The 21,921-nt window shown below is 76.0% G+C and carries 21 protein-coding genes; 6 read left to right on the top strand and 15 right to left on the bottom strand.

Features of this window, described 5'->3' with window-relative positions; all coding sequences use genetic code 11:
- Window positions 1-39: 39 nt before the first annotated feature.
- Window positions 40-1,875 carry an ABC transporter ATP-binding protein gene (locus tag ACI799_RS19620; RefSeq protein WP_456591214.1) on the bottom strand — a complete coding sequence of 612 codons (1,836 nt, stop codon included), beginning with the start codon at window positions 1,873-1,875 and terminating at the stop codon, window positions 40-42.
- Window positions 1,872-3,647 carry an ABC transporter ATP-binding protein gene (locus ACI799_RS19615; RefSeq protein ID WP_456613747.1) on the bottom strand — a complete coding sequence of 592 codons (1,776 nt, stop codon included), beginning with the start codon at window positions 3,645-3,647 and terminating at the stop codon, window positions 1,872-1,874. The genes ACI799_RS19620 and ACI799_RS19615 overlap by 4 nt, the downstream gene beginning before the upstream one ends.
- Before the next feature lie 143 nt (window positions 3,648-3,790).
- Between ACI799_RS19615 and ACI799_RS19610 the strand changes: the two genes are divergently transcribed.
- Window positions 3,791-4,414, top strand: coding sequence for a TIGR03085 family metal-binding protein (locus ACI799_RS19610; protein ID WP_456613746.1), 624 nt, complete (start codon window positions 3,791-3,793; stop codon window positions 4,412-4,414).
- On the opposite strand, the gene ACI799_RS19605 is transcribed toward ACI799_RS19610, so the two are convergent.
- The 5 genes from ACI799_RS19605 to ACI799_RS19585 all read right to left on the bottom strand — a co-directional run bounded on the left by ACI799_RS19605 (window position 4,408) and on the right by ACI799_RS19585 (window position 8,974).
- Window positions 4,408-6,009 carry a DUF3604 domain-containing protein gene (locus tag ACI799_RS19605; RefSeq protein ID WP_456613745.1) on the bottom strand — a complete coding sequence of 534 codons (1,602 nt, stop codon included), beginning with the start codon at window positions 6,007-6,009 and terminating at the stop codon, window positions 4,408-4,410. The two genes, ACI799_RS19610 and ACI799_RS19605, sit on opposite strands and share 7 nt — an antisense overlap.
- A gap of 160 nt (window positions 6,010-6,169) precedes the next feature.
- The gene (hisF, locus tag ACI799_RS19600; protein WP_456613744.1) at window positions 6,170-6,964 is read right to left on the bottom strand and encodes an imidazole glycerol phosphate synthase subunit HisF; all 795 of its coding nucleotides are present in this window, start codon (window positions 6,962-6,964) and stop codon (window positions 6,170-6,172) included.
- Window positions 6,961-7,353 carry a RidA family protein gene (locus ACI799_RS19595; RefSeq protein WP_456597292.1) on the bottom strand — a complete coding sequence of 131 codons (393 nt, stop codon included), beginning with the start codon at window positions 7,351-7,353 and terminating at the stop codon, window positions 6,961-6,963. Before ACI799_RS19595 ends, hisF begins: the two co-directional genes overlap by 4 nt.
- Entirely contained in the window at window positions 7,350-8,096 is a 747-nt protein-coding gene (gene priA, locus ACI799_RS19590; protein WP_456591220.1) for a bifunctional 1-(5-phosphoribosyl)-5-((5-phosphoribosylamino)methylideneamino)imidazole-4-carboxamide isomerase/phosphoribosylanthranilate isomerase PriA, read from the bottom strand. Before priA ends, ACI799_RS19595 begins: the two co-directional genes overlap by 4 nt.
- 38 nt (window positions 8,097-8,134) lie before the next feature.
- Entirely contained in the window at window positions 8,135-8,974 is an 840-nt protein-coding gene (locus tag ACI799_RS19585; protein ID WP_456613743.1) for a helix-turn-helix domain-containing protein, read from the bottom strand.
- 38 nt (window positions 8,975-9,012) lie between these two features.
- Between ACI799_RS19585 and ACI799_RS19580 the strand changes: the two genes are divergently transcribed.
- The 4 genes from ACI799_RS19580 (at window position 9,013) to ACI799_RS19565 (ending at window position 11,894) form a co-directional block, all read left to right on the top strand.
- Window positions 9,013-9,561, top strand: a complete 549-nt coding sequence (locus ACI799_RS19580; protein WP_456600642.1) for a TIGR03086 family metal-binding protein — start codon at window positions 9,013-9,015, stop codon at window positions 9,559-9,561.
- A 29-nt stretch (window positions 9,562-9,590) separates the two neighbouring features.
- Window positions 9,591-10,190 (top strand): nitroreductase family protein, encoded by a 600-nt coding sequence (locus ACI799_RS19575; RefSeq protein WP_456600641.1) that lies wholly within the window; start codon window positions 9,591-9,593, stop codon window positions 10,188-10,190.
- Between the two features lie 71 nt (window positions 10,191-10,261).
- Entirely contained in the window at window positions 10,262-11,488 is a 1,227-nt protein-coding gene (locus ACI799_RS19570) for a hypothetical protein (protein ID WP_456613742.1), read from the top strand.
- A 112-nt stretch (window positions 11,489-11,600) separates the two neighbouring features.
- Complete coding sequence (locus ACI799_RS19565) at window positions 11,601-11,894, top strand: hypothetical protein (RefSeq protein WP_456613741.1); 294 nt, start codon at window positions 11,601-11,603, stop codon at window positions 11,892-11,894.
- 98 nt (window positions 11,895-11,992) lie between these two features.
- Here the strand turns inward: ACI799_RS19565 and ACI799_RS19560 are convergent, their stop codons facing one another.
- From ACI799_RS19560 to ACI799_RS19550, 3 genes are all read right to left on the bottom strand, one after another.
- Window positions 11,993-12,655 carry a response regulator transcription factor gene (locus tag ACI799_RS19560; RefSeq protein WP_456613740.1) on the bottom strand — a complete coding sequence of 221 codons (663 nt, stop codon included), beginning with the start codon at window positions 12,653-12,655 and terminating at the stop codon, window positions 11,993-11,995.
- Window positions 12,652-14,241 carry an ATP-binding protein gene (locus ACI799_RS19555; protein ID WP_456613739.1) on the bottom strand — a complete coding sequence of 530 codons (1,590 nt, stop codon included), beginning with the start codon at window positions 14,239-14,241 and terminating at the stop codon, window positions 12,652-12,654. Before ACI799_RS19555 ends, ACI799_RS19560 begins: the two co-directional genes overlap by 4 nt.
- A gap of 551 nt (window positions 14,242-14,792) precedes the next feature.
- Complete coding sequence (locus ACI799_RS19550; RefSeq protein ID WP_456588722.1) at window positions 14,793-17,126, bottom strand: M28 family peptidase; 2,334 nt, start codon at window positions 17,124-17,126, stop codon at window positions 14,793-14,795.
- 102 nt (window positions 17,127-17,228) lie between these two features.
- Between ACI799_RS19550 and ACI799_RS19545 the strand changes: the two genes are divergently transcribed.
- Window positions 17,229-17,993: an SDR family NAD(P)-dependent oxidoreductase gene (locus tag ACI799_RS19545; protein ID WP_456588723.1), complete on the top strand. Its 765-nt coding sequence runs from the start codon at window positions 17,229-17,231 to the stop codon at window positions 17,991-17,993.
- A 10-nt stretch (window positions 17,994-18,003) separates the two neighbouring features.
- Here the strand turns inward: ACI799_RS19545 and hisH are convergent, their stop codons facing one another.
- From hisH to hisD, 5 genes are read right to left on the bottom strand one after another with little or no spacing between them, the layout of a single operon-like run.
- On the bottom strand, window positions 18,004-18,642 hold the full coding sequence (hisH, locus tag ACI799_RS19540) for an imidazole glycerol phosphate synthase subunit HisH (RefSeq protein ID WP_456613738.1): 639 nt from the start codon (window positions 18,640-18,642) through the stop codon (window positions 18,004-18,006).
- A gap of 59 nt (window positions 18,643-18,701) precedes the next feature.
- Window positions 18,702-18,878, bottom strand: coding sequence for a hypothetical protein (locus tag ACI799_RS19535; RefSeq protein ID WP_456588725.1), 177 nt, complete (start codon window positions 18,876-18,878; stop codon window positions 18,702-18,704).
- A 16-nt stretch (window positions 18,879-18,894) separates the two neighbouring features.
- Window positions 18,895-19,491 (bottom strand): imidazoleglycerol-phosphate dehydratase HisB, encoded by a 597-nt coding sequence (gene hisB, locus ACI799_RS19530; protein ID WP_456588726.1) that lies wholly within the window; start codon window positions 19,489-19,491, stop codon window positions 18,895-18,897.
- A gap of 5 nt (window positions 19,492-19,496) precedes the next feature.
- Window positions 19,497-20,609, bottom strand: a complete 1,113-nt coding sequence (locus ACI799_RS19525) for a histidinol-phosphate transaminase (RefSeq protein WP_456588727.1) — start codon at window positions 20,607-20,609, stop codon at window positions 19,497-19,499.
- Window positions 20,606-21,910 (bottom strand): histidinol dehydrogenase, encoded by a 1,305-nt coding sequence (gene hisD, locus ACI799_RS19520; protein ID WP_456588728.1) that lies wholly within the window; start codon window positions 21,908-21,910, stop codon window positions 20,606-20,608. Before hisD ends, ACI799_RS19525 begins: the two co-directional genes overlap by 4 nt.
- Window positions 21,911-21,921: the final 11 nt, after the last annotated feature.

The raw sequence follows: 21,921 nt of genomic DNA, 5'->3' as shown, positions 1-21,921 counted from the left end.
CGCGTGCGCCCCCGACGTCGCCGTCGGCGCCGCAACGGCTCAGGCGACCGGCTCGGGCTCCCCGGTCGAGGAGCGCCGCCACGAGGCGTGCAGCCGGGCGTAGGGGCCCTCGGCGTCGACGAGCTCCGCGTGCGTGCCGCGCTGCACCACCCGGCCCGCGTCGACCACCAGCACCTCGTCGGCCCGCTCGGCGGTGGAGAGCCGGTGCGCGATGGTCAGCGTGGTGCGGCCCTGGGTGAGGGTGTCGAGCGCGCGGGTCAGCCGCCGCTCGGTCGCCGGGTCGACGGCGCTGGTCGCCTCGTCGAGCACCAGCAGGTCGGGGTCGGCCACGTACGCGCGGGCGACGGCGACCAGCTGGCGCTCGCCGGCCGACAGCGACTCCCCGCGCTGCCCGACCGCCGTCCCGACGCCCGCCGGCAGGCCGGCGACCCACGCCCCGAGGCCCAGGTCGTCGAACGCGGCGACGACGTCGGCGTCGGTCATGCCCGGGCGGCCGTAGCGCACGTTGTCGGCGACGGTGGCGTCGAACAGGAACCCGTCCTGCGGCACCATCACCACCCGCGCGCGGAGCGAGGGAAAGGCGACATCGGCCAGCGGCACCCAGCCACCGGCGTCGGAGCCCAGCAGCACCCGCCCCCCGGCCGGGTCCATGAGCCGGGTGACGAGCTTGGCGAACGTCGTCTTGCCCGAGCCGGTCTCCCCCACGATCGCCACGCGGGTGCGCGGCGCGATGGTGAGGTCGACGTCGTCGAGCGCCGCCCGCGCACCGGGTGCGTAGCGGAAGGTGACGTGCTCGAAGCGGACTCCCAGCGGCCCGGCCGGCAGCTCCCGCACCCGGTCGGGGGTGGCGACGGCGGGGTCGCGGACGTCGGGCTCGGTGTCGAGCACGTCGAGCACCCGGCGGAAGCCGGCGACGGCGTTCTGCGCCTCGTTGAGCACCTCGCTGGCGGTCTGCACCGGGGCCACGAACAGGGTGACCAGGAAGAGGAAGGCCACCAACGTGCCCGGGGTGATGTCGCCGGCCAACCCGAGGAGGACCCCGACGACCACCACGGCGGCGTTGGCGACCGCGGCGACGAACTCGCCGCTGACGAACACCGCGGCGGTCACCTTCTGCGCGTCGACCTGGGCGCGGTAGTGCCGGTCGATCGCGGCGTCCAGCCGCGCGGCGGTGCGGGCGCGCACCCCGTAGGCCCGCACGGTCGGGGCGCCGACCACCGACTCGGAGACCGCGGCGAGCACGTCGCCGACGCGCTCCCGGACCACGCCGTACACCTGCACGAGCCGGCGGGCGAACCAGCGGACGGCGAAGACCAGCGGCACGAAGCAGACCAGGACGAGCAGCGTCAGCTGCCACGAGTAGACCGCCATGACGGCGGTGGCGACGACGAGCTGACCGACGCTGACCAGCCCGAGGACACCACCCCACTGCATGAAGACCGACAGCTGGTCGACGTCGCTGGTCACCCGGGAGACCAGCGAGCCGCGCCGCTGGCCCTGCTGGTGCAGCACGGAGAGGTCGTGCACGTGCCGGAACGCCCGCACCCGCAGACCCGCGAGGGCGGTCTCCGTCGTGCGGAACAGCCGGACGTTCATCCGGTAGACCGCGACGGCGGTGAGCACCACGACGACGGCGCAGCCGGCGACCACCCAGGTGACGAGCCCGAGATCCGGGCCTCCGGGCGCACCCAGGCCGCGGTCGATGACCTGCTGCACGGCGATGGGCACCACCACGCGGCCGGCCGTGGCGACCAGGGCCAGGGCGAAGGTGACCGGCAGACCGCGCCGGAACTCCGGCATCATCCGCAGGCCGCGGCGCAGCGTGGCCAGGGCGCCCTCGGACGGGCGGTCCTCCAGCCGCGTCGCGGCGGTCACGCAGGCACCTCCGCCTGCGCGTAGGCCTGCACCAGCGCCGCGTACCCCGGAACCTCGGCCAGCAGCTGCTCGTGCGTGCCGCGGGCGACGGCTCGGCCGTCCTCGAACCAGACGACCTCGTCGGCCAGCGCGATCGTCGCCTGCCGGTAGGCGACCACCACCACGGTCGTCGGCGCCCCGCTCCCCCGCAGCGCGTCGAGGATGCGCGCCTCGACGGCGGGGTCCACGGCGCTCGTGGCGTCGTCGAGCACCAGCAGCCGGGGACGGCGGACCACGGCGCGGGCGAGCGCGAGCCGCTGCCGCTGGCCGCCGGACAGGGACGCGCCCCGCTCCCCGACCCGGGTGTCCAGGCCGTCGGGCAGCGCGGCGACGAAGTCGTCGGCCGCCGCGACGCGCAGCGCGGCCCAGACCTCGTCGTCGTCCACGGGCGCGCCGAGGGTGACGTTGCCGCGGACGGTGTCGTCGAAGAGGAAGGCGCTCTGCGCGACGAAGGCCGCCTGGCCGCTCACCTCGCCCTCCCGCAGCCGGCGCAGGTCGACGCCGTCGAGCAGCACCGCGCCGTCGGCCGGGTCGACGAGGCGCACCAGCAGGCCGGCGAGGGTGGACTTGCCCGACCCGGTAGGGCCGACCACGGCCACCGTGCGGCCGGCCGGCACGTCGAAGGTGACGCCGGTCAGCGTGGGACGACTGCCCCCGTCGAACGTGAAAGCGACGTCGCGCAGCGCCACCCCGGCGCCGCCGGCACTCGCGACGGCGGCATCCGGCCCGTACGGGGTCTCCCCGGTCGCCTCGAGGACGGGGGTGACCCGGTCGAACCCGGCCAGGGCACGCGGCAGGTCGGCGAGCACCCAGCCGATGGCCCGGATCGGCAGGGCGAGCAGGGTGAACAGGTAGGCGATCGACACCAGGTCCCCGGCGTCGGTGGCGCCCTCGGCCACCCGGCCGGCGCCGATGAGCAGGACGGCGAGGGTGCCGAGGTTCGGCAGCGCCTCCATCATCGGGTCGAAGACCCCGCGCACCCGGCCGACGGCGATCAGCCCGTCGCGCAGCTCCTCGGCCCGGGCGGCGAAGCGCTCGGTCTCGGTGTCCTCGCGGCCGAGGGTCTTCACCACGAGCGCCGCGTCGAAGCTCTCGTGCGCGATCTCGCTGACCTCCGCCCGCAGCTGCTGCGCCCGCTGCATCCGCGGGCTCATCACCTGGGAGTAGACGCCGTTGGCCGCGAACACCAGTGGGAAGACCACGAGACCGACCAGCGCCAGGAGCGGGTCGGTGAGCACCAGCGCCACGCTGGTGATCGCGATCATCACCAGCGCGCCACAGGCGAACGGCAGCGGCGCGACGAAGAACCACGCCGACTCCACGTCGGAGTTGGCGTTGGAGAGCAACTGCCCCGTGGGGTGGCGCTGGTGCCAGGAGAGCGGCAGCCGCAGGTACTGGCCGGTCACCCGGCGGCGGTACTCGGCCTGCAACCGGTAGCTCATGACGCCGGCGAACAGCCGGCGGCCCAGGATGCCGACGATCTTCAGCAGGGCGACGACGAGGATGGCGACGGCCGCCAGGGTCAGGGCGGCCGTGGTGGTGGCGCCGTCGTCGAACGAGGGCAGCAGCACCCGGTCGGTGATCTCCCCGATGACGTAGGCGCTGGCGACCGTCATGGCGCCGTAGAGGCTGCTGGCCAGCAGCGCGAGGGTGAACATGCCCGGCTGCTCGGCGATCGCCCGCCGGACGTGGCGGAGCCCGCGTCGGACGACGGCGTCTCTGCGGCGGGACACGGGGCTCCTCGGGTGTGCGGGCGGCCCGGCCAGGATGCCGGACGGTCGTTAGGAACGCTAAGCGGACGGTGCAACCCCGCGCCGCAGCGGCTTCTTCCCGCGCCCGGGTACCGCCGGGCCCGGCCGCCGGGTAAGCAGGAGGGATGAGCGCCGTCCCCCCGTCCCTGCCGGACCGCGAGCGCGCCGCGCTGGCCGACCTCCTCGACGAGCTGGGCCCGGAGGCACCGACGTGCTGCGCGGGCTGGACCACCGCGCACCTGACCGCGCACCTCGCCGTCCGCGACCGGCGACCCGACGCCCTCCCGGGCTACGGCCTGGAGATGCTGCCCGGCGGTGCGCGCCTGGCCTGGTGGTCGCACCGGCTGGAGGACCGGCTGCGCGGGTCGACGCCGTACGCGGAGGTGGTCGACCAGGTGCGCAGCGGACCACCGGCGTGGTCGCCGATGGCCCTGCCGGCCGCCGCGCGGGCGTTCAACCTGTCGGAGTTCGCGATCCACCACGAGGACGTCCGCCGCGCCCAGCCGGGCTGGGAGCCGCGGGACCTGCCGCGGTCGGAGCAGGACCAGCTCTGGTCGGCGGCCGCCCTCTTCGGCCGGCGGGCCGCGGGACGCCGCGGGCTGGTGCTCCGGCGCAGCGACGACCCCGGCGTGGAGAAGCGCTTCGGTGCGGGCGGTCGCACGGTCACCGGTGAGCCGATGGAGCTGCTGCTGTGGGCCTCCGGCCGCCGCGACGTCGCCCGGGTGACCGTGGCCCCCCGACGTCAGTGACCGCGGGTGAGCAGGTCCCGCAGGTCAGCCGCCTCTCCTCGCGCCGTCACCGGTGGCCGGCCGCCACCGCGGGGCCGGCGGCCGGCTCCCTCGAACCAGAACGGGCTGCTGTACGCCAGGGCCAGGTTGTTGCACGGGTGCCCTTCCGGCCCGGGGCTGAGGTTCGGCTTCGTCGGGTCGGCGATGCGCAGGACCGCCCACGAGGCGGAGTCGCGGTCGATCGGCGCGCGGAACCGGATCGGCCGGCGTTCCCTCGGATCCGGCACCCGCACCGACTCGACGTGCACCACGGTGGGGGCCCGGTCGCCGGACGTCAGGACCTGGATCTCGACCTCCTCGCCGGCGTGCTCGGGCCCGCGGTCCAGGTCCACCTCGAAGCGGACGTCGCGCGCGCGGTGGGGCACCGACCGGCCCATGAAGCTGCCCTGTGCGGTCGCGTCCAGCCGCAGGCCCCGGACGTTCGTGGCGAAGAAGTCCCGCGCCGCCAGCGCCCGGCGCACCCCGCCGCGGTCGAGCTGGTCGACCCACAGGCCCGCCCGCCCCTTGCCGTCCGGCTCCCCCCAGTCGGTGCCGTGCTCGTCGGTCACGCCGAGCAGCCCGACCCGCCAGCCGGCGTCCAGGCAGGCGACCAGCGGACTGGGGAACCCCGCCGCCCAGCCCTCGAAGAGGTAGTCGTCGCGCCGGTTCATGATCTCCATGGAGACGATCCGGTCGCTCAGCGCGGGCTCGTAGGCGAACGCGTCGAAGACCCCCGGCTCACGGTTGGGGTGGTTGAAACCCGCCAGCCCGTCGGCGCCGCCCCCGACGAGCGGGGTCTGCGGAGAGCGGCGCAGCCACTCGTAGAACAGCGCCATCCCGCGGGGCTCCGACCGGCGGATGAGGTCCAGCAGCTGCTGGCCGAGCGGCCCGAGCGGCCCGAGCGCCGCGGCGATCCCGGACTCGGTGAGGCCGAGCTGCAGCAGGCTGGAGAGGCTGAAGCCGGCGGTGCTCAGCGGATCGGTCCAGTCCTGGGTGAACCACACGTTGACGTGCCCGAGGAGCGGGCTGGACCACTCGAAGCCGCGCAGCGCGGTGAACTCGCCGGGGTCGTCGGCCGCGTCGGCGTACCGGCGGGTGTTCTCCCACGCCTGCTGGTTCATCCCGGCCAGCGAGCGGCACGGGTCCTCGCTGCCCGGCTGCGGCGGCGGGAAGGCCGCGCAGGCGTCGATCGGGCCCAGCGGCTTGGAGACCGTCGAGTGGTCGGTGAGCGCGGCCACGTCGAGACCTGCGTCCCGCATCGACTCGAAGGCCAGGGCGGGATCCCCGGAGCCGTCGGACTGGAGGCTGTGGTTGTGCAGGTCGGCGTGCGCCAGGCGCGCCCGCCGGCCGAGGCGCGACACCCGCTCGGCGCCCGCGACGCCGCGAGGCCCCAAGGGGGCGGCGAGGGCACCGGCCGGTCGCAGCAGCAGCCCGCCGGCGACGCCGGCCGCCCCCGCGGCCAGGACGTCGCGACGCCGCAGGCCGCGGTGCCCCTCGTCGGTCCGCCCAGCACCGTCCTCGTGGTCACCGCCGTGGTGGTGGTGACCACCGTGGTGGTGGCTGCCGTGCTCCTGCATCACCGCTCCCCTCGTCTGCTCGGGGCACCGTGACCTACGGAGGTGGCGGCGGGCTGACCGGAAGGCGAACTCCCGGCGGAGGGAAGGCGTCCCCGTGATCAGCCGGCCGGGAGCAGCGCCCACCCGCGATCGGGGCTGTGCAGCGGCCTGGGGCGTCCCGCTAGCCGAGCGGGGTGTCGCCCTCGCGGCGCACCGGCACCCCGGCCGCGGCCAGACCGGCCTTGACGTCACCCACCCGCAGCTGGCCGAAGTGGAAGACGCTCGCGGCCAGCACGGCGTCGGCGCCGGCCGCGACCGCCGGCGGGAAGTGCTCGACCGCGCCCGCTCCCCCGCTGGCGATCAGCGGGACGGCGACCTCGCGGCGCACCTGGGCGATCAGGTCGGTGTCGAAGCCGGCCCGGGTGCCGTCGGCGTCCATCGAGTTGAGCAGGATCTCTCCCACGCCGAGCTCCGCGGCCTGCACGCACCACTCCACGGCGTCGCGGCCGGTGCCCCGGCGCCCGCCGTGGGTGGTGATCTCGTACCCGGAGTCGGTGACCGCGCCATCGCGCACCCGGCGCGCGTCCAGCGACAGCACGAGCACCTGGCTGCCGAAGCGGTGCGCGATCTCGGCGATCAGCTCGGGCCGGGCGACGGCGGCGGTGTTCACCGCGACCTTGTCCGCCCCCGCGCGCAGCAGGTTGTCGACGTCCTCGACGCCGCGCACCCCGCCGCCGACGGTGAGCGGGATGAAGACGCTCTCGGCGGTGCGGCGGACGACGTCGTAGGTCGTCTCCCGGTTCCCGGAGCTGGCGGTGATGTCCAGGAAGGTCAGCTCGTCGGCGCCCTCGGCGTCGTACACCCGGGCCATCTCCACCGGGTCGCCGGCGTCGCGCAGGTCGACGAAGTTGACGCCCTTGACCACCCGCCCGGCGTCGACGTCGAGGCACGGGATCACCCGCACGGCGAGCGTCATGCCGCGGGCTCCCGCACGGCGTCGGCCTCGATCTCCACCAGCAGCTCCGGGTCGATCAGCGCCGACACCTCGACCATCGTCGACGCCGGCCGGATGTCGCCGAACACCTCGCCGTGGGCGCGCCCGACCTCCTCCCAGCGGCTGATGTCGGTGACGTACATCCGGGTGCGGACGACGTCGGCGAGGCGGAAACCCGCCCGCTCCAGGGAGCGCTCGATGGTGGCCAGCACCTGCCGGGTCTGCGCCGCGGCGTCGCCCGGGTGGGCGACGACGCCGTCGACGACCGCCGTCGTCCCGCTCACCCAGGCCGTGTCGCCGCGGACCACGATCCGGCTGTAGCCGACGACGGGCTCCCAGGGGTTCGCCGACCCCAGGTTGAGCACGGTCACGCGAGCTCTCCGTCGCCGTCCCCGGAGGCGACCCGGAGCGCCTCGGGCAGGGTGAACTGGCCGGCGTAGAGCGCCTTGCCGACGATGGCGCCCTCGACGCCGATCGTCGTCAGCCCGGCCAGGGCGCGGATGTCGTCGAGCGAGCTGACCCCGCCCGAGGCGATCACCGGCCGGGCCGTCGCGGCGCAGACCTCCCGCAGCAGGTCGAGGTTCGGCCCCTTGAGCGTGCCGTCCTTGGTGATGTCGGTGACGACGTAGCGGGCGCAGCCCTCGGCGTCCAGCCGGGCGAGGGTCTCGTACAGCTCCCCGCCCTCCTGGGTCCAGCCGCGGGCGGCCAGCCGGGTGCCGCGGACGTCGAGGCCGACGGCGATCCGGTCGCCGTGCTCGGCGATGGCCCGGGCGCACCACTCCGGCGACTCCAGGGCGGCGGTGCCGAGGTTCACCCGCCGGCAGCCGGTGGCCAGCGCCGCCTCGAGCGACGCGTCGTCCCGGATGCCCCCGGAGAGCTCGACGTCGACGTCGAGCTCACCGACCACGCGGGCCAGGAGTTCGCGGTTGCTCCCCCGCCCGAAGGCGGCGTCGAGGTCGACCAGGTGCACCCACTCCGCGCCGTCGCGCTGCCACTGCAGCGCGGCGTCGAGGGGGTCGCCGTAGGAGGTGGCGCTCCCGGCCTCCCCCTGCACGAGACGGACGGCCTGGCCGTCGGCGACGTCGACGGCGGGGAGCAGCTGCAGCTTCGGCACGGTGACCAGCGTAGGGACCGCCCCGGCCGGCGTCCGCGTCAGCTCCCCGGCGCGTACCGGGCGGCGAACCGGCCGGGGGTCATGGCGGTCACCCGGGCGAAGTCGCGGGTGAAGTGCGCCTGGTCGGCGTAGCCCAGCGCCGCCGCCACCTCGCCGAGGTTCGCCGGGGCGCCGCGCAGCCGCTCGGCGGCCTCCTGCAGCCGGCGGCGCTGGATGAGCCACTTCGGGCTCAGCCCCAGCCGGCGCCGGACCAGCCGCTGGAGGGACCGCTCGGAGAGGTCGAAGCGCTCGCAGACCTGGGCCACGCGGACGACCTCGCGGTTCCCCTCGACGAAGGCGACGACCTCGTTGACCAGCCGGCCCTCCTCGTCCACCGGCAGGCAGGGCCGCAGCGCGTCGCCGAACGCGGCCATCGCCGCCGTGTGCCCCTCCGGCGCGTGCGGGTCCGGGCCCATCGCCGCACGGACCCGCTCGGTCAGCCGCTCCCCCCGGTCGCCCAGGACGTCGGCGACGTCGACGTGCCGGTCGGTGAACCCGCTCATCGGCCCGCCCGCGATCAGCGCCCCCGCGGCGGGTGCGCACATGACGCCGACCGCCCAGCCCGCGCCGGTCAGCCTGGTCACCGACAGCCCCGGGACGACGCCGTAGAACCGGGCGTAGTCCCGGGCGACGACGACCAGCGCCACCGGGTACTGCAGCACCGCCTGCGGCGCCTCCTCCCCCGGCGGCACCGACCACACCGGGATCCAGAAGCGCTGGAGGAACCCGTCGAAGTCCGCCGGTGCGGCGTACCGGTACATGGCGTGGGACGCGTCGCCGGGGTCTCTGAGGTGCGCCCGCTCCACGAGGTCCATCGCGGCGGGGCTGTCGGGTTCCATCAAGACCGAGCCTGCCGCACGCTCCTACGTTCCGGGGCATGAACCGCACCGCCGCGAGCCACCAGGCAGCCGACCGTCCCCTCCGCCAGCTCCTCGACGCCGTGCCTCCGGCCGGCTGGGCCCGCCCCTCGCCGTGCGAGGGCTGGACCGCCGCCGACGTCGTCGGGCACCTGATCGGCACGCAACGGGACTTCCTCACCACGCACGGCGTCGACCTCGGGGGCGCGCCGGACGTCGCCGCCGACCCGGCCGCCGCCTGGCGCGAGCACGCGGAGCGGGTGGCCGGGGCCGTGTCCGACGACGCCGTGGCGGCCCGGGAGTTCGACGGCTTCTTCGGTCCGACGACGGTCGGCGCGGCCTTCGAGCAGTTCTACGTCTGGGACATGGTCGTGCACCGCTGGGACCTCGCCCGCGCGGTCGGCACCGATGCCGGGCTCACCGCCGAGGAGCTCGACCGGATCGAGGCCGGCGCGGACGGCTTCGGCCCGGCCCTGCACATGGACGGGATCTGCCGCCCCGCCGTCGAGGTGCCCGGGGACGCCGACCGCACCACGCGGGTGCTGGCCCGGCTCGGGCGGAGCGCCTGACCCGGTCGCGCGGGTGACAGGCTGGGGTCGTGGAGTTCGCCGACGTCGTCCGCCGTCGCCGCATGGTGCGCGACTACGACCCCGACCGCCCGGTGCCGCCGGAGGTGCGCGAGCGGCTGCTGGCGCACGCCATCCGGGCGCCGTCGGCCGGCTTCAGCCAGGGCTGGGCGTTCCTGGTGCTGGAGACGCCCGAGGAGCGCGACCGGTTCTGGACGGCCACCACCGACGAGGGTGCACCCGACCGGTGGCTCACCCGCATGCGCCGGGCGCCGCTGCTGATCGTGCCGCTGGCCAACAAGAGCGCCTACCTCGACCGCTACGCCGAGCCGGACAAGGGCTGGACCGACCGCGACGAGGCCCGCTGGCCGGTGCCGTACTGGGACGTCGACGCGGGGATGGCGTCGCTGCTGATGCTGCTGACCGCCGTCGACGAGGGGCTCGGCGCCTGCTTCTTCGGCGTTCCCGGGGAGCGGGTCGAGGCGTTCCGGGCGGCGTTCGGTGTGCCGGAGGAGTACCGGCCGGTCGGCTGCGTGTCGGTCGGCTACCCCGGGGGCGACGACCGCCGCTCCCCGTCGCTGCGCCGCGGCCGGCGGGGGGTCGACGAGGTCGTGCACCGCGGCCGCTGGTGACCGGACGGCCGGTGAGAGCGTCCTCATCCCGGTCTCACCGGCCGCTCACCTCGCGGAGCGAGGGTGACCGCGTGGACACTGCCCGGCTCGATCCACCCCCCGTGCCGCCGTGGTGGCCGCCCTCGCTGCAGGTCCTGCTCGGCGAACCCGCCGGTGATCTGTGGACCACTGTCCTCGACCCGCTCTCCGGCCGGCTGCGCACCCTGACGGCGACCTCGGTGAACCTGCGCGCCGACGGTGCCGCCACCGTCCGGTGGACCGCGGTGGTCGACTGGGCCGACGGCCGGTCCACCCGCGAGTCCCTCGCCGCCACGACCGGGGCGGCGATCCCCCCGGGCGCCGCCGTGCTGGAGGGCGAGGTCGCCGGCCGGCCGGTCACCGTGGGCGCGTGGCGGTGGCCGCTGGACCCCGCGCTGCCGGGCCTGGCCTGGGCCACCTCGGCGGCGCGGACCGCGCGGCAGCTGGGCGCCCTGGGCATCGACGTCGGCAACCCCAGGCTGCGGCTGCGCGCCTACCGCCCGGGGCGCCGGGCCGTGGTCGAGGTCGCCTCCCCGGCCGGGCGCTGGTTCCTCAAGGTGGTGCGTCCAGCGGCGGTCGCGGAGCTGGTCGCCCGTCACGCCGCCCTGGCCCCGGCGGTGCCGGTGCCGCCGGTGCTGGCGAGCACCGGGGACGGGGTCGTCGTGCTGCCGGGGCTGCCGGGCACGTCGATGCGGTCGGCGCTGACCGGAGACGCCGCGGAACTGCCCGACCCGCGGTCGCTGGAGGCGCTGCTGGACCGGCTACCCGAGCTCCCCGCCGCGGCGCGGCGCCGGAACCCGGGCGACCCGCTTCCGCCGGTGCGGTCGCACGCCCACGTGCTGGCCACGCTCTACCCTCCCCTGACGTCGCGCCTGGACCGGCTCACCGCGGCGGTGGCCGCAGGTGCCGGTCAGCACCCGCTGGTCCCGGTGCACGGCGACTTCTACGAGGCACAGCTGCTCGTGGATGCCGGGACGGTGGTCGGCCTGCTCGACGTGGACACCGCCGGGGCGGGCGCCCGGATCGACGACTGGGCCACCCTCCTGGGCCACCTCGTCCTTCTGGAGCACCTCTCCGGCCACTCGGCGCCGATCGCCGCCTACCGGGAACGGGTGCAAGAGCTGCTCGCCGGGCGCTGGCCGGAGGGCCAGTTGCGGTCGCGGGTGGCCGGTGTCCTGGTGGGGCTCGCCACCGGCCCGTTTCGGGTGCAGCAGCCGGACCGGGCTCCCGCCACCGAGGCCCGGGTCGCCCTGGCCGAGGAGTGGGCCGGTGTGCGGTGAGCGCGCGCCCGCCGACATGAGAGAGGGCTCATCGCGCTTTCCTGGCGGCCTCACCTGCGCCGGGCACCGTGGTCCACGTCAGCGCACCACCCGCTCCGGAGGAGGAACGCCCATGACCCGCAAGCCCGCCGCCACCTGGAAGGTCGTCACCGTCGGCACTGCGCTCACCGGGCTGGGTCTGGCCGGGATCGGCGTCGCCACGGCCGACGACGGGGCCCCGTCCACGCCCGCCGCCGTCGCCGTCGCCGCCGACGACAGCCCCGACGACACGCCCGACGCCCCCGACGCCGCCGTGGGCGACGTGGACGCCTCCCCGGAGACGGCGGACTCGCCCGCCGAGAGCCCCGTCGACCAGACCCGCGACACCCACACCCCCGACACCGACACCCCGGACACCGACGACTGAGGGCGGGGGGGGGGGGGGGGGGGGGGGGGGGGGGGGGGGGCGCGGAGGGCCCCGGCTCCCGTCAGGAGGCCGGGGCCGTCCGCCCGTCCGGGGTGGGCTCAGGACGCCGCCAGCCGGTACCCCATGCCCCGCACCGTCTCGATCCGGTCGGCGCCGAGCTTCCGGCGCAGGTAGCGGACGTAGACGTCGACGACGTTGGACCCGGGGTCGAAGTCGTAGCCCCACACGTGGCTGAGCAGCTGCTCGCGGGCCAGCACCTGACCGGGGTGGCGGAGGAAGGTCTCGGCCAGGGCGAACTCCCGGGCCGACAGGTCGACCACCCGCCCGGCGACGTCGGCCCGGCGGGTGCGCAGGTCCAGCGACAGTTCGCCGGCGGTGAGCACGGTGACCTCGCCGCCGCGGGCCCCGGCCAGCCGCAGTCGCACCCGGGCCAGGAGCTCCTCGAAGCGGAAGGGCTTGGGCATGTAGTCGTCGGCGCCACCCTCCAACCCGGCGACGGTGTCCTGCACGCTGTCCCGCGCGGTCAGCACGATGACCGGCACGGCGGACCCCTCGGCGCGCAGCGCCCGCAGCACCGCGAAGCCGTCGAGCACGGGCAGCCCGATGTCCAGCACGACCAGGTCGACCTCACCGCTCCGGGCGCGGTCCAGGGCGGACAGCCCGTCGCCGACCACGGAGGTGGCGAAGCCGTTGGCCCGCAACCCCTTCTCGACGAACGCGGCGATCCGCGGCTCGTCCTCGGCGATCAGCACGCGGCTCACCGCGGCCCTCCCTCGGTCGGGGCGACCGTCGCGGGCGGAACGGTCATCGGTGGGGTGTCGAGCGCGTCGTCGACGGTGCCGGAGCCGCTGTCCAGCAGCTCGTCGGGGCCTGCCTCGGCGCGGGGCGGCGCCGGGCGGGCCGGCAGGACCAGGGTGAAGGTGGCCCCCTCGCCGGGGCGGCTGTGCAGCTCGACCTCCCCGCCGTGGCCGGCGGCGATGGCGCGCACGATGGACAGGCCCAGTCCCGCGCCGTCGCTGCGCCGGGCCCCGGAGCTGCCGCGGGCGAAGCGCTCGAAGACCCGCGCCTGGTCGGCGGGAGCGACACCGGGCCCGGTGTCGTCGACCCAGACGAGCAGCTGATCCCCGCTGAGCCGGCTGCCCAGCACGATCCGGTCGCCCGGCGCGGTGTGCTGGACGGCGTTGTCGGCCAGCGCGACCACCGCCTGCGTCAGGCGCTGTGGGTCGAGCAGCAGGTCGGCCCGGGCGACGGCGCCCAGCTGCCAGTCCCGGTCGCCCAACCGCCGCACCTTGCCGAACACCTCTGCGGTCACCTCGGCGACGTCAACCGGCTGGAGGCGGACGAACTCCGGCTGTTCGGCGCGGGCGAGCAGCAGCAGCTCGGAGACCATGCGGTTCATCCTCTCCAGCTCGTCGTCGACCAGGGCGACGGTCTGGCGCACGTCCTCCGGGTCGGCCGGGTCGAGCACTTCCAGGTGGCCGCGCACGATGGTGATCGGTGTGCGCAGCTCGTGGCCGGCGTCGTCGAGGAATCGCCGCTGGGCGGCCACGCCTGTCTCCACCCGGTCGAGCATCGCGTTCACGGCGGAGGCGAGGTCGGTGAGCTCGTCGGCCGGTCGCCCGTCGACCGGGATGCGGCCGGTGAGGTCGGTCTCGGTGATCCCCTGGGCGGTGGCCGCGACGGCGCGCACCGGGGCGAGCACACGCCCGGCGACCACCCACGCGCCGGCTGCGGCCAGCAGCACGGTGACCGCCCCCACGCCGAGCATCAACCGGGCCGTCTCATCGGCTGCCTGGCGCTCCTGGTCGGCGAAGTAGGCCACCACGGCCGTCCCGAGCGACGGATCGCCCTCCAGGGTCACCGGGACGGCGAGGTAGCGCACCTCGCCCGCGCCGCTCTCGTACCGCCCGGCCACGGGCTCCTCGACCGAGCCGACCAGGTCGGCGAACACGGCGTCCTCGCTCAGCAGCACCGGGGCCTCGATCCGGCTCTGGAAGCGATAGGCGCCGTCCACGTACCCGAGGAACTTCTCGTTGGGCCGGGCGAGGTTGTAGGTGATCGCCGTCTGCAGGACCTCGGCGACCGAGGCGAACGGTGCGCCGGTCTCCGGGTCGATCCCCGAGGCCACGATCTGGGAGAACTCGGCGACCTCCGCCTCGAGGGCGAGGTCCATCCGCTCGTCGGTCGCCCGGATCAGCAACCACCAGGTCACCAGGGTCAGCAGGGCGAGGGCGAGCAGGACCAGCAGCAGGACCCAGCCGATGATCCGGGTCCGGGCGGCCCGGGGCGCCAGCCGCCCCCGGACGTGCTGCCGCCACCCGGGCGCGGTCCGTTCCTCGATCGTCACGGTTGGGTCGTCACCGTTCAGTCGTCGTCGCCATCGTCGCCGCCATCGTCATCGTCATCGCCGTCGTCATCGTCATCGTCATCGTCATCGTCGGTGATGGGAGGCGGGGGCACGACGTCCGGGCGCGGTGCCGGTGCGGGAGCGGGTGCCGGAGGCGGTGCCGGTGCGGGAGGCGGCGGTGGCTCCGGAGCGGGATCGGGCGATGGGCCGGAATCCACGGTCGGGGGCGCTCCCGGCTCCGTGGGCGACGCCGGGAGGGGCACCTCGATCGGTGGGGGGGGCCCCCCCCCCCCCCCCCCCCCCCCCCCCCCCCCCCCCCCCCCCCCCCCCCCCCCCCCCCCCCCCCCCCCCCCCCCCCCCCCCCCCCCCCCCCCCCCCCCCCCCACCGGCGGGCCCCAGCACCGCCCAGCCTGCACCGGCTACCAGCAGCACGGCCACCGCTCCGGCGAGCACTGCGACGAACGGGCGACGATGCACGGCTCAGAGCCTGCGCTCCACCGGTGACGGCGTCGTGAGAGCCGGATGAGAGAGCTCTCATCCGGCCGCGCCCGTCACCCCAGGTCGGTGACCGCCGTGACGACCAGCAGGTCCGCACCGTGCGTACCGGCGACGTCCACGCCCGCGGGCCGCGGCTCGTACCCCGGCAGACCGGTGAGCCCGTCGCTGGCGTCCGCGGCGCGCAACCGCACCGGCCCGTCGCCCTCGACCGTGAAGGCGGCCTGCAACCCGTCGGGGGGCGGCGCGTGGAAGGTGATCCGCAGCCCCGACTCCCCCAGCGCGGCGTCGGGCACGCCGCGGCCGCCGAACCGGCCGCGGACGACGGTGCCGCCCTCGGCGGTGAGGTCCAGCTGGACCAGCCGGACCCCCGCCCGCTGCGGCGTGACCCGGACGGTGATCTCCCGCCGTTCGCCGAGGACCTGGTCGGAGACGACGACGACCTCCGGCGCCGGCAGGTCGGCGGTTTCGGCAGGTCCGGTGAGCAGATCGCGGCCGGCGAGGTACGGGAGGTCCGCGCCCAGGGTCCCGGGGCCGTCGACGAACCGGCCGGTCCACTCGCCCGGCGTCGTCTCGGTGGTCACCCACCGCGCCCGGTCCCGGTCGGTGTCCAGCACGTAGGCCAGCCGGCTGGGCACCGGGTGGTCGGCGTCGAAGCGGTCGACCGCCAGCCCCGCGGCCACGCAGGCCCCTGCGGCTCCTAGCGCGACGGCCGGGACGGCGGCCGCCGCCAGCCGGCCGCGCGCCCCGGGCGGCGCGGCGGGGTCGGGGAACAGCAGTTCCAGCGCCGGCAGCAGGGCCAGCGCGCCGAGCACGACGACGACCGACGGCGCGAGCACCTGCGACATGCCGAGCGCGGGGAGGAAGAGCGCGGCGGTCGGGGCGAGGACGAGGACCGCCGTCGCGCCGGTGAGCGACGCGGCGACGGCGCACACCGCGCGCGAGCGGGCGAGCACGGCGACGGCGCCGCTGAGCGCACCGACCAGGGCCGGCCAGGCCGCGAGGTAGGAGCCGCCCGGCGCCACCGCGGCGAGCACCGCCGCCACCACGGCGAGCCAGAGCAGCGCGCCCGCGGCCAGTGGGGCCGCGCCGACCGGCCGGCGCAGCAGCGCGTACCAGATCAGGACGACGGCCAGCACAACCGCGACGGCCGCCAGCCGGAACCAGCCCGGCCGCCAGGGGTCGAGCATCGTGGCGTACCCGGGGCGGAGGACGACCAGCGCCTCCCACAGCCCCTGCGCGGCCAGCGGCCCCGCCACGAGCGGGACGAGCGCCAGCGCGGCGGCCCCGGCGGTGCGCCGCAACGGGCTGATCCCCCGGCGGCGCAGCGTCCAGGCCAGGCCGGCGACGGCGACCAGCGCCGCACCGGCCAGCGGCCACACCAGCGAGCCCGGGTAGCGCACCAGCAGCCCGGGGAGCGGGAAGTAGGTCGCGTCCTCGGCGGCGGGCTCGGCGAGGACGGCCAGGTCCCGGTCCCCCAGCTCCCGGGCCAGCGCCAGGGTGTTGTCGCCGAGGGCCTGCAGGCTGCCGCGGTCCAGCCGCTCGGGGGTGTCCTGCGGCGAGTGGTAGGCCGCGGCGCCGTCGATGAAGGCGGTGTTCATGCCGGTGTAGCCGCCGTCCTCGAGGAACACGCTGAAGTCCGTGTCGTTGGGCAGCGCCCGGTAGACCTCGACGGCGAAGCTGCTGGCGACCGGGTGGGGGGCGGCGTCGGCGAACGCCGCCGCGAGCTCGGCGTTCCCGAGCGACGTCTCGAACATGATCGGTGGGCCGCCGGTGCCGCGGGCCTCCAGGTTGAGCGCCACCCCGCCGCCGGCCAGCGGGTGCGAGGCGACGAACGCCTCGGCTCCGCAGAGGCAGGCCTCCTCGGCGTCGGTCAGGACGGCGACGACGTCGTTGCGCAGCTGCGGGCCCTCGGTCAGCGCCCGGACGGACTCCAGCAGCGCGGCCACCCCGGCGGCGTCGTCGGCCGCCCCCGGCCCGCCCTCCACCGAGTCGTGGTGCGCCACCAGGTACAGCCGGCCGGTGGGATCGGTGCCGGGCAGGACGGCGACCACGTTGCGCACCCGCGCCATGCGGGCCTCCCCCGCGCCACCGGCCCGGGCGCCGACGGCGTTCTGCACGCGGGTGTCCAGACCGAGGTCGGTCAGGGCGCGCACGAGCCCGTCGACCACCTCGTCGCTCTCCGGGCTCCCCGCCACGTGCGGCTCGGCCGCGATGCGCTCGACGTGCGCGAAGGCACGGGCCGCGCTGAACTCCGTGGCCGGGGCGCCGACGGGGCGCGGGTCCGGCGGCCGGAGCCCTGCCACGGTCCAGCCGGTGAGCGCCAGCAGCAGCGCGACGACGGCCAGCCCGACGAGCCGGCCGGGGCGGGACGGACGCTCGGCGGGCACGCGACCTCCTTGGACGGCGACCCGCGCACCTTAGGGCGCGGGCGCCTCCCGGCCGTGCAGCACCGCCCGCGGCGCGCCGTCGCCGGCTGGTTGACTGCTGCCATGACCAGCGCCGCAGCACCCCGCGCCGTCCTCGTCACCGGCGCCTCCCGCGGCATCGGGCGAGCGATCGCGCACGCCTTCGCCGCCCGGGGGGACCGGGTGGCGGTGCACTCCGGCAGCTCCCGGGAGGCGGCCGAGCGGGTCGCCGCCGAGCTGCCCGGGGCCGGGCACACCGTCGTGCAGGCGGACGTGGCCGACGCCGAGGCGGTCGGGGCGATGGTCGACGACGCGGCGACGGCGCTGGGCGGGCTGCAGGTGCTCGTCAACAACGCCGGCGTCTACACGCCGCACCCGCCGCTGGAGACGTCCTGGACCGACTGGCAGGCGGCCGTGGCGCGCACGCTGCAGGTGAACCTGGTCGGCGCGATGCACGTCACCTTCCGCGCGGTGCCGCACCTGGTCGCGGCCGGTGGCGGCGCCGTGGTGAACGTGACCAGCCGGGGCGCCTTCCGCGGCGAGCCGGGCACACCGGCCTACGGCGCGGCGAAGGCGGGCCTGAACGCCTTCGGGCAGTCGATGGCCCAGGCCCTGGCCCCGCACGGGATCAGCGTGGGCAGCGTCGCCCCGGGGTTCGTGCAGACCGAGATGGCTCGCGAGATCCTCGACGGGCCCAGCGGCGACGCCGTCCGCGCGCAGTCCCCCTACGGGCGGGTGGCGCGACCGGAGGAGGTCGCCGCGGCCGTGCTCTGGCTGGCGTCCCCGGAGGCCCGCTTCTCCACCGGCACGATCATCGACGTCAACGGGGCCAGCTACCTGCGCAGCTGACCTGCGCGCCTCAGTTCAGCGTGCCGAGCCAGTTGGTGAGCAGCTGCGCGCCGGCGTCGCCGCTCTTCTCGGGGTGGAACTGGGTGGCCGACAGCGCGGCGTTCTCCACACCGGCGACGAACCGGTCGCCGTGCTCGGCCCAGGTGACCAACGGCGGCGCCAGCGGGGAGGGCACGCCGTCCTGGCCCAGCGGGAAGGTGCGCACCCCGTAGGAGTGCACGAAGTAGAAGCGCTGGTCCGCGAGCCCCGCGAACAGCACGCTGTCCTGCGGCGCCTGGACGGTGTTCCAGCCCATGTGCGGCAGCACCGGCGCCTCGAGCGGCTCGACGACGCCGGGCCACTCGCCGCAGCCCTCGGCGTCCACGCCGTGCTCGACACCGCGCTCGAAGAGGATCTGCATGCCGACGCAGATGCCGAGCACCGGACGGCCACCGGCGAGGCGGCGGCCGATGATCCGGCGCCCCTGGACGGCGTCCAGCCCGGTCATGCACGCGGCGAACGCGCCCACGCCGGGGACGACCAGCCCGTCGGCGTCCAGCGCCGTCTGGAAGTCGTCGGTTACCGTCACCTCGGCCCCGACCCGCTGCAGCGCACGCTCGGCCGACCGCAGGTTGCCCGAGCCGTAGTCGAGGACCGCCACCTTCTTCACGCCTGCCACGCTACCGACCAGCGCCGGAGCCCCTCGATGTGTTCCCGGGCAGCGCCGGCTCAGACGAGCCGCAGGATGCCCGCCGCGCTGGCCAGCAGGGCCGCGATCAGCAGGATGGCGGCGAACGCGACCTGCGGCCCGGTGCGCCGGCCGTCGGCGGTGTCCGCCCGCCAGATGCTCCACGCACCACCGAGCAGGAAGCCGCCGAGCAGCAGGAGGGGCAGCCCCGAGCTCACCGCCGGCCGCGCAGGATCACAGGGCGCCCTTGGTGGAGGGGACGTCGGTGACCCGCGGGTCGATCGCGACGGCCGCACGCAGCGCCCGCGCCAGCGCCTTGAACTGCGCCTCCACGATGTGGTGCGCGTCGCGCCCGGCGTACAGCACCCGCACGTGCAGGCTGATCCGCGCGTTGAACGCGAAGGACTCCAGCACGTGCTTGGTCAGCGAGGTCGGGTAGTCCGGCCCGATCATCGGCGTCATGTTCTCGGGCTCGGCGTGCACGAAGTACGGCCGGCCGGAGAGGTCGACCGCGGCCTGCGCGAGCACCTCGTCCATCGGGATGGTGGCGTCGCCGTAGCGGGTGATGCCCCGCTTGTCGCCCAGCGCCTCGGCGAACGCCTGCCCCAGCGCGATGGCGACGTCCTCCACCGTGTGGTGGGCGTCGATGTGCAGGTCACCGTCGGCCCGCACGGTCAGGTCGATGCCGCTGTGCTTGGACAGCGCGGTGAGCATGTGGTCGTAGAAGCCCACGCCCGTGCTGATCGAGCTGCTGCCGGTGCCGTCGAGGTCGAGCTCCACCACGAGCTTGGTCTCGCTGGTCTGGCGCTCGACGCGTGCGGTGCGGGTCATGGGCGTCAGTCTCCCAGAGTCGTGCGGTGGGCCGGCGCGACCTCACCCAGGGCGGTGAGGAAGGCGTCGGTCTCCTCGGCGGTACCGGCGGTCACCCGCAGCCATCCCGGGAGACCGACGTCCCGCACGAGCACCCCCCGGTCCAGCAGCGCCCGCCAGGCGGCGGGCGCGTCGGCGAAGTGCCCGAAGAGGACGAAGTTGGCGTCGCTGGGCACGCTCGTGAGCCCCAGGCCCGGCAGCGCCGCCACGATGCGGTCGCGCTGCGCCTTGACCGCGTCGACGGTCGCCAGCAGGGCATCCGTGTGCGCCAGCGCGGCCCGGGCGGCGGCCTGGGTGAGCGAGCTCAGGTGGTAGGGCAGCCGCACCAGCTGGATGGCGTCCACGACGGCCGGGTCCGCGGCCAGGTAGCCCAGCCGCAGCCCCGCCATGCCGAAGGCCTTGCTCATCGTCCGGCTCACGATCAGCCGGGGCCGGCCGGGGAGCAGGGTGAGCGACGACGGGGTACCGGTCCGCGCGAACTCCGCGTACGCCTCGTCGACGACGAGCACACCGTCGGTGGCGTCGTAGAGGGCGGCCACCGTGTCCAGGTCGACCGCGGTGCCGGTGGGGTTGTTCGGGCTGGTCACGAAGACGACGTCGGGCCGAACCTCGCGCACCTGCGCCACGGCGGCCTCTGTGTCGATCGTGAAGTCGGCGGCCCGGTGCCCGTCGACCCACGACGTGCCGGTGCCGGCCGCGATGATCGGGTGCATCGAGTACGACGGCGTGAACCCGAGCGCAGTGCGCCCCGCTCCCCCGAACGCCTGCAGGATCTGCTGCAGCACCTCGTTGGAGCCGTTGGCCGCCCACACCTGCGCCGGCTCCAGCGGCCGGCCGCCGGTCCGGGACAGGTAGGCGGCGAGGTCGGCCCGCAGCGCCACGGCGTCCCGGTCGGGGTAGCGGTTGAGCTCCAGCGCCGCGCGCCCGAGCGCCTCGCCGAGGTCGGCGAGCAGCTCGGCCGGCAGCGGGTGCGGGTTCTCGTTGGTGTTGAGCCGGTGGGTGGCCGGCAGCTGCGGGGCGCCGTAGGGCGTGCGGCCGCGCAGCTCCGGCCGCAGCGGGAGCTCCTCGAGCGACGTCACGGGCGCTGCCGGACCCGCACCGCGGCCGCGTGCGCCGGGAGGTCCTCGGCGCCGGCGAGGGCGTCGATGTGCCGGGCGACGTCGGCCAGCGCCTGCTCGTCGTACTCGACGACGTGGATGCCGCGCAGGAACGACTGCACGCTCAACCCGCTGGAGTGCCGCGCGCACCCGCCGGTCGGCAGCACGTGGTTGGACCCGGCGCAGTAGTCGCCCAGGGAGACCGGCGACCAGGCGCCGACGAAGATCGCGCCCGCGTTCCGCACCCGCATCGCGACGGCACGCGCGTCGCGGGTCTGGATCTCCAGGTGCTCGGCGGCGTAGGCGTCGACCACCCGCAGCCCGGCGTCCAGGTCGTCGACCAGGACGATGCCGGACTGGCTGCCGTCCAGCGCGGTGGTGATCCGCTCGGAGTGCTTGGTGGCGGCCACCTGCCCGGGCACCAGGGCCAGCACGGCGTCGGCCAGCTCCTCGCTGTCGGTCACCAGCACCGCGCCGGCCAGGGGGTCGTGCTCGGCCTGGCTGATCAGGTCGGCGGCGACGTGGGCGGGGTCGGCGGTGTCGTCGGCGAGGATCGCGACCTCGGTGGGGCCCGCCTCGGAGTCGATGCCGATCAGCCCGCGCAGCAGCCGCTTCGCGGCGGTCACGTAGACGTTGCCGGGACCGGTGACCATGTCGACCGGCTCGCACGAGCCGGCGCCGTACCCGAAGACGGCGATGGCCTGGGCACCTCCGACGGCGTAGACCTCGGTGACGCCCAGCAGCGCGCAGGCGGCCAGGACCCCGGGGTCGGGCAGGCCACCGTTGTCCCGCTGCGGCGGGGAGGCCACCGCGATCGACTCGACGCCGGCGATCTGCGCGGGGACCACGTTCATCACGACGCTGGACAGCAGCGGCGCCAGGCCGCCGGGCACGTACAGCCCCACGCGGCGGACCGGGAGCCAGCGCTCGGTGACCGTGCCGCCGGCCGCGACCTCCGTGGTGACGTCGGTGCGCCGCTGGTCGCCGTGCACCTTCCGCACCCGGGCGATGGCCTCCTCCAGGGCCTCCCGCAGCGTCGGGTCGCACTCGGCGAGCGCGCGGTCGAGCGCCTCCTGCGGCACCGCGAAGTCCTCGGCGTCCACGCCGTCGAGGCGGGCGGTGATCTCCCGCACCGCCTGGGCGCCGCGGATGCGCACGTCCTCGCAGAGCGGGCGGACGGTGGCGAGCACCGAGTCGATGTCGGTGGCGGCGCGCGGCAGCAGCCCGGTGAGCTCCCGGACGCCGGGCAACGCGTGTCCGCGCAGGTCGATGCGTGCCAGCACGGGAGGCCTCC

This window comes from Blastococcus sp. SYSU DS0753, assembly GCF_054051175.1.
The sequence above is the reverse complement of the archived record's forward strand: the minus strand, read 5'-3'. Positions and strand labels throughout refer to the sequence as shown.

Bases quoted from the DNA above. Each gene is read 5' to 3' on its own strand.
- ACI799_RS19610 (WP_456613746.1), top strand. From the start codon at position 3,791: ATGAGCGCCGTCCCCCCGTCCCTGCCGGACCGCGAGCGCGCCGCGCTG.
- ACI799_RS19605 (WP_456613745.1), bottom strand. From the start codon at position 6,009: ATGCAGGAGCACGGCAGCCACCACCACGGTGGTCACCACCACCACGGC.
- hisF (WP_456613744.1), bottom strand. From the start codon at position 6,964: ATGACGCTCGCCGTGCGGGTGATCCCGTGCCTCGACGTCGACGCCGGG.
- ACI799_RS19585 (WP_456613743.1), bottom strand. From the start codon at position 8,974: ATGGAACCCGACAGCCCCGCCGCGATGGACCTCGTGGAGCGGGCGCAC.
- ACI799_RS19580 (WP_456600642.1), top strand. From the start codon at position 9,013: ATGAACCGCACCGCCGCGAGCCACCAGGCAGCCGACCGTCCCCTCCGC.
- ACI799_RS19565 (WP_456613741.1), top strand. From the start codon at position 11,601: ATGACCCGCAAGCCCGCCGCCACCTGGAAGGTCGTCACCGTCGGCACT.
- ACI799_RS19545 (WP_456588723.1), top strand. From the start codon at position 17,229: ATGACCAGCGCCGCAGCACCCCGCGCCGTCCTCGTCACCGGCGCCTCC.
- hisB (WP_456588726.1), bottom strand. From the start codon at position 19,491: ATGACCCGCACCGCACGCGTCGAGCGCCAGACCAGCGAGACCAAGCTC.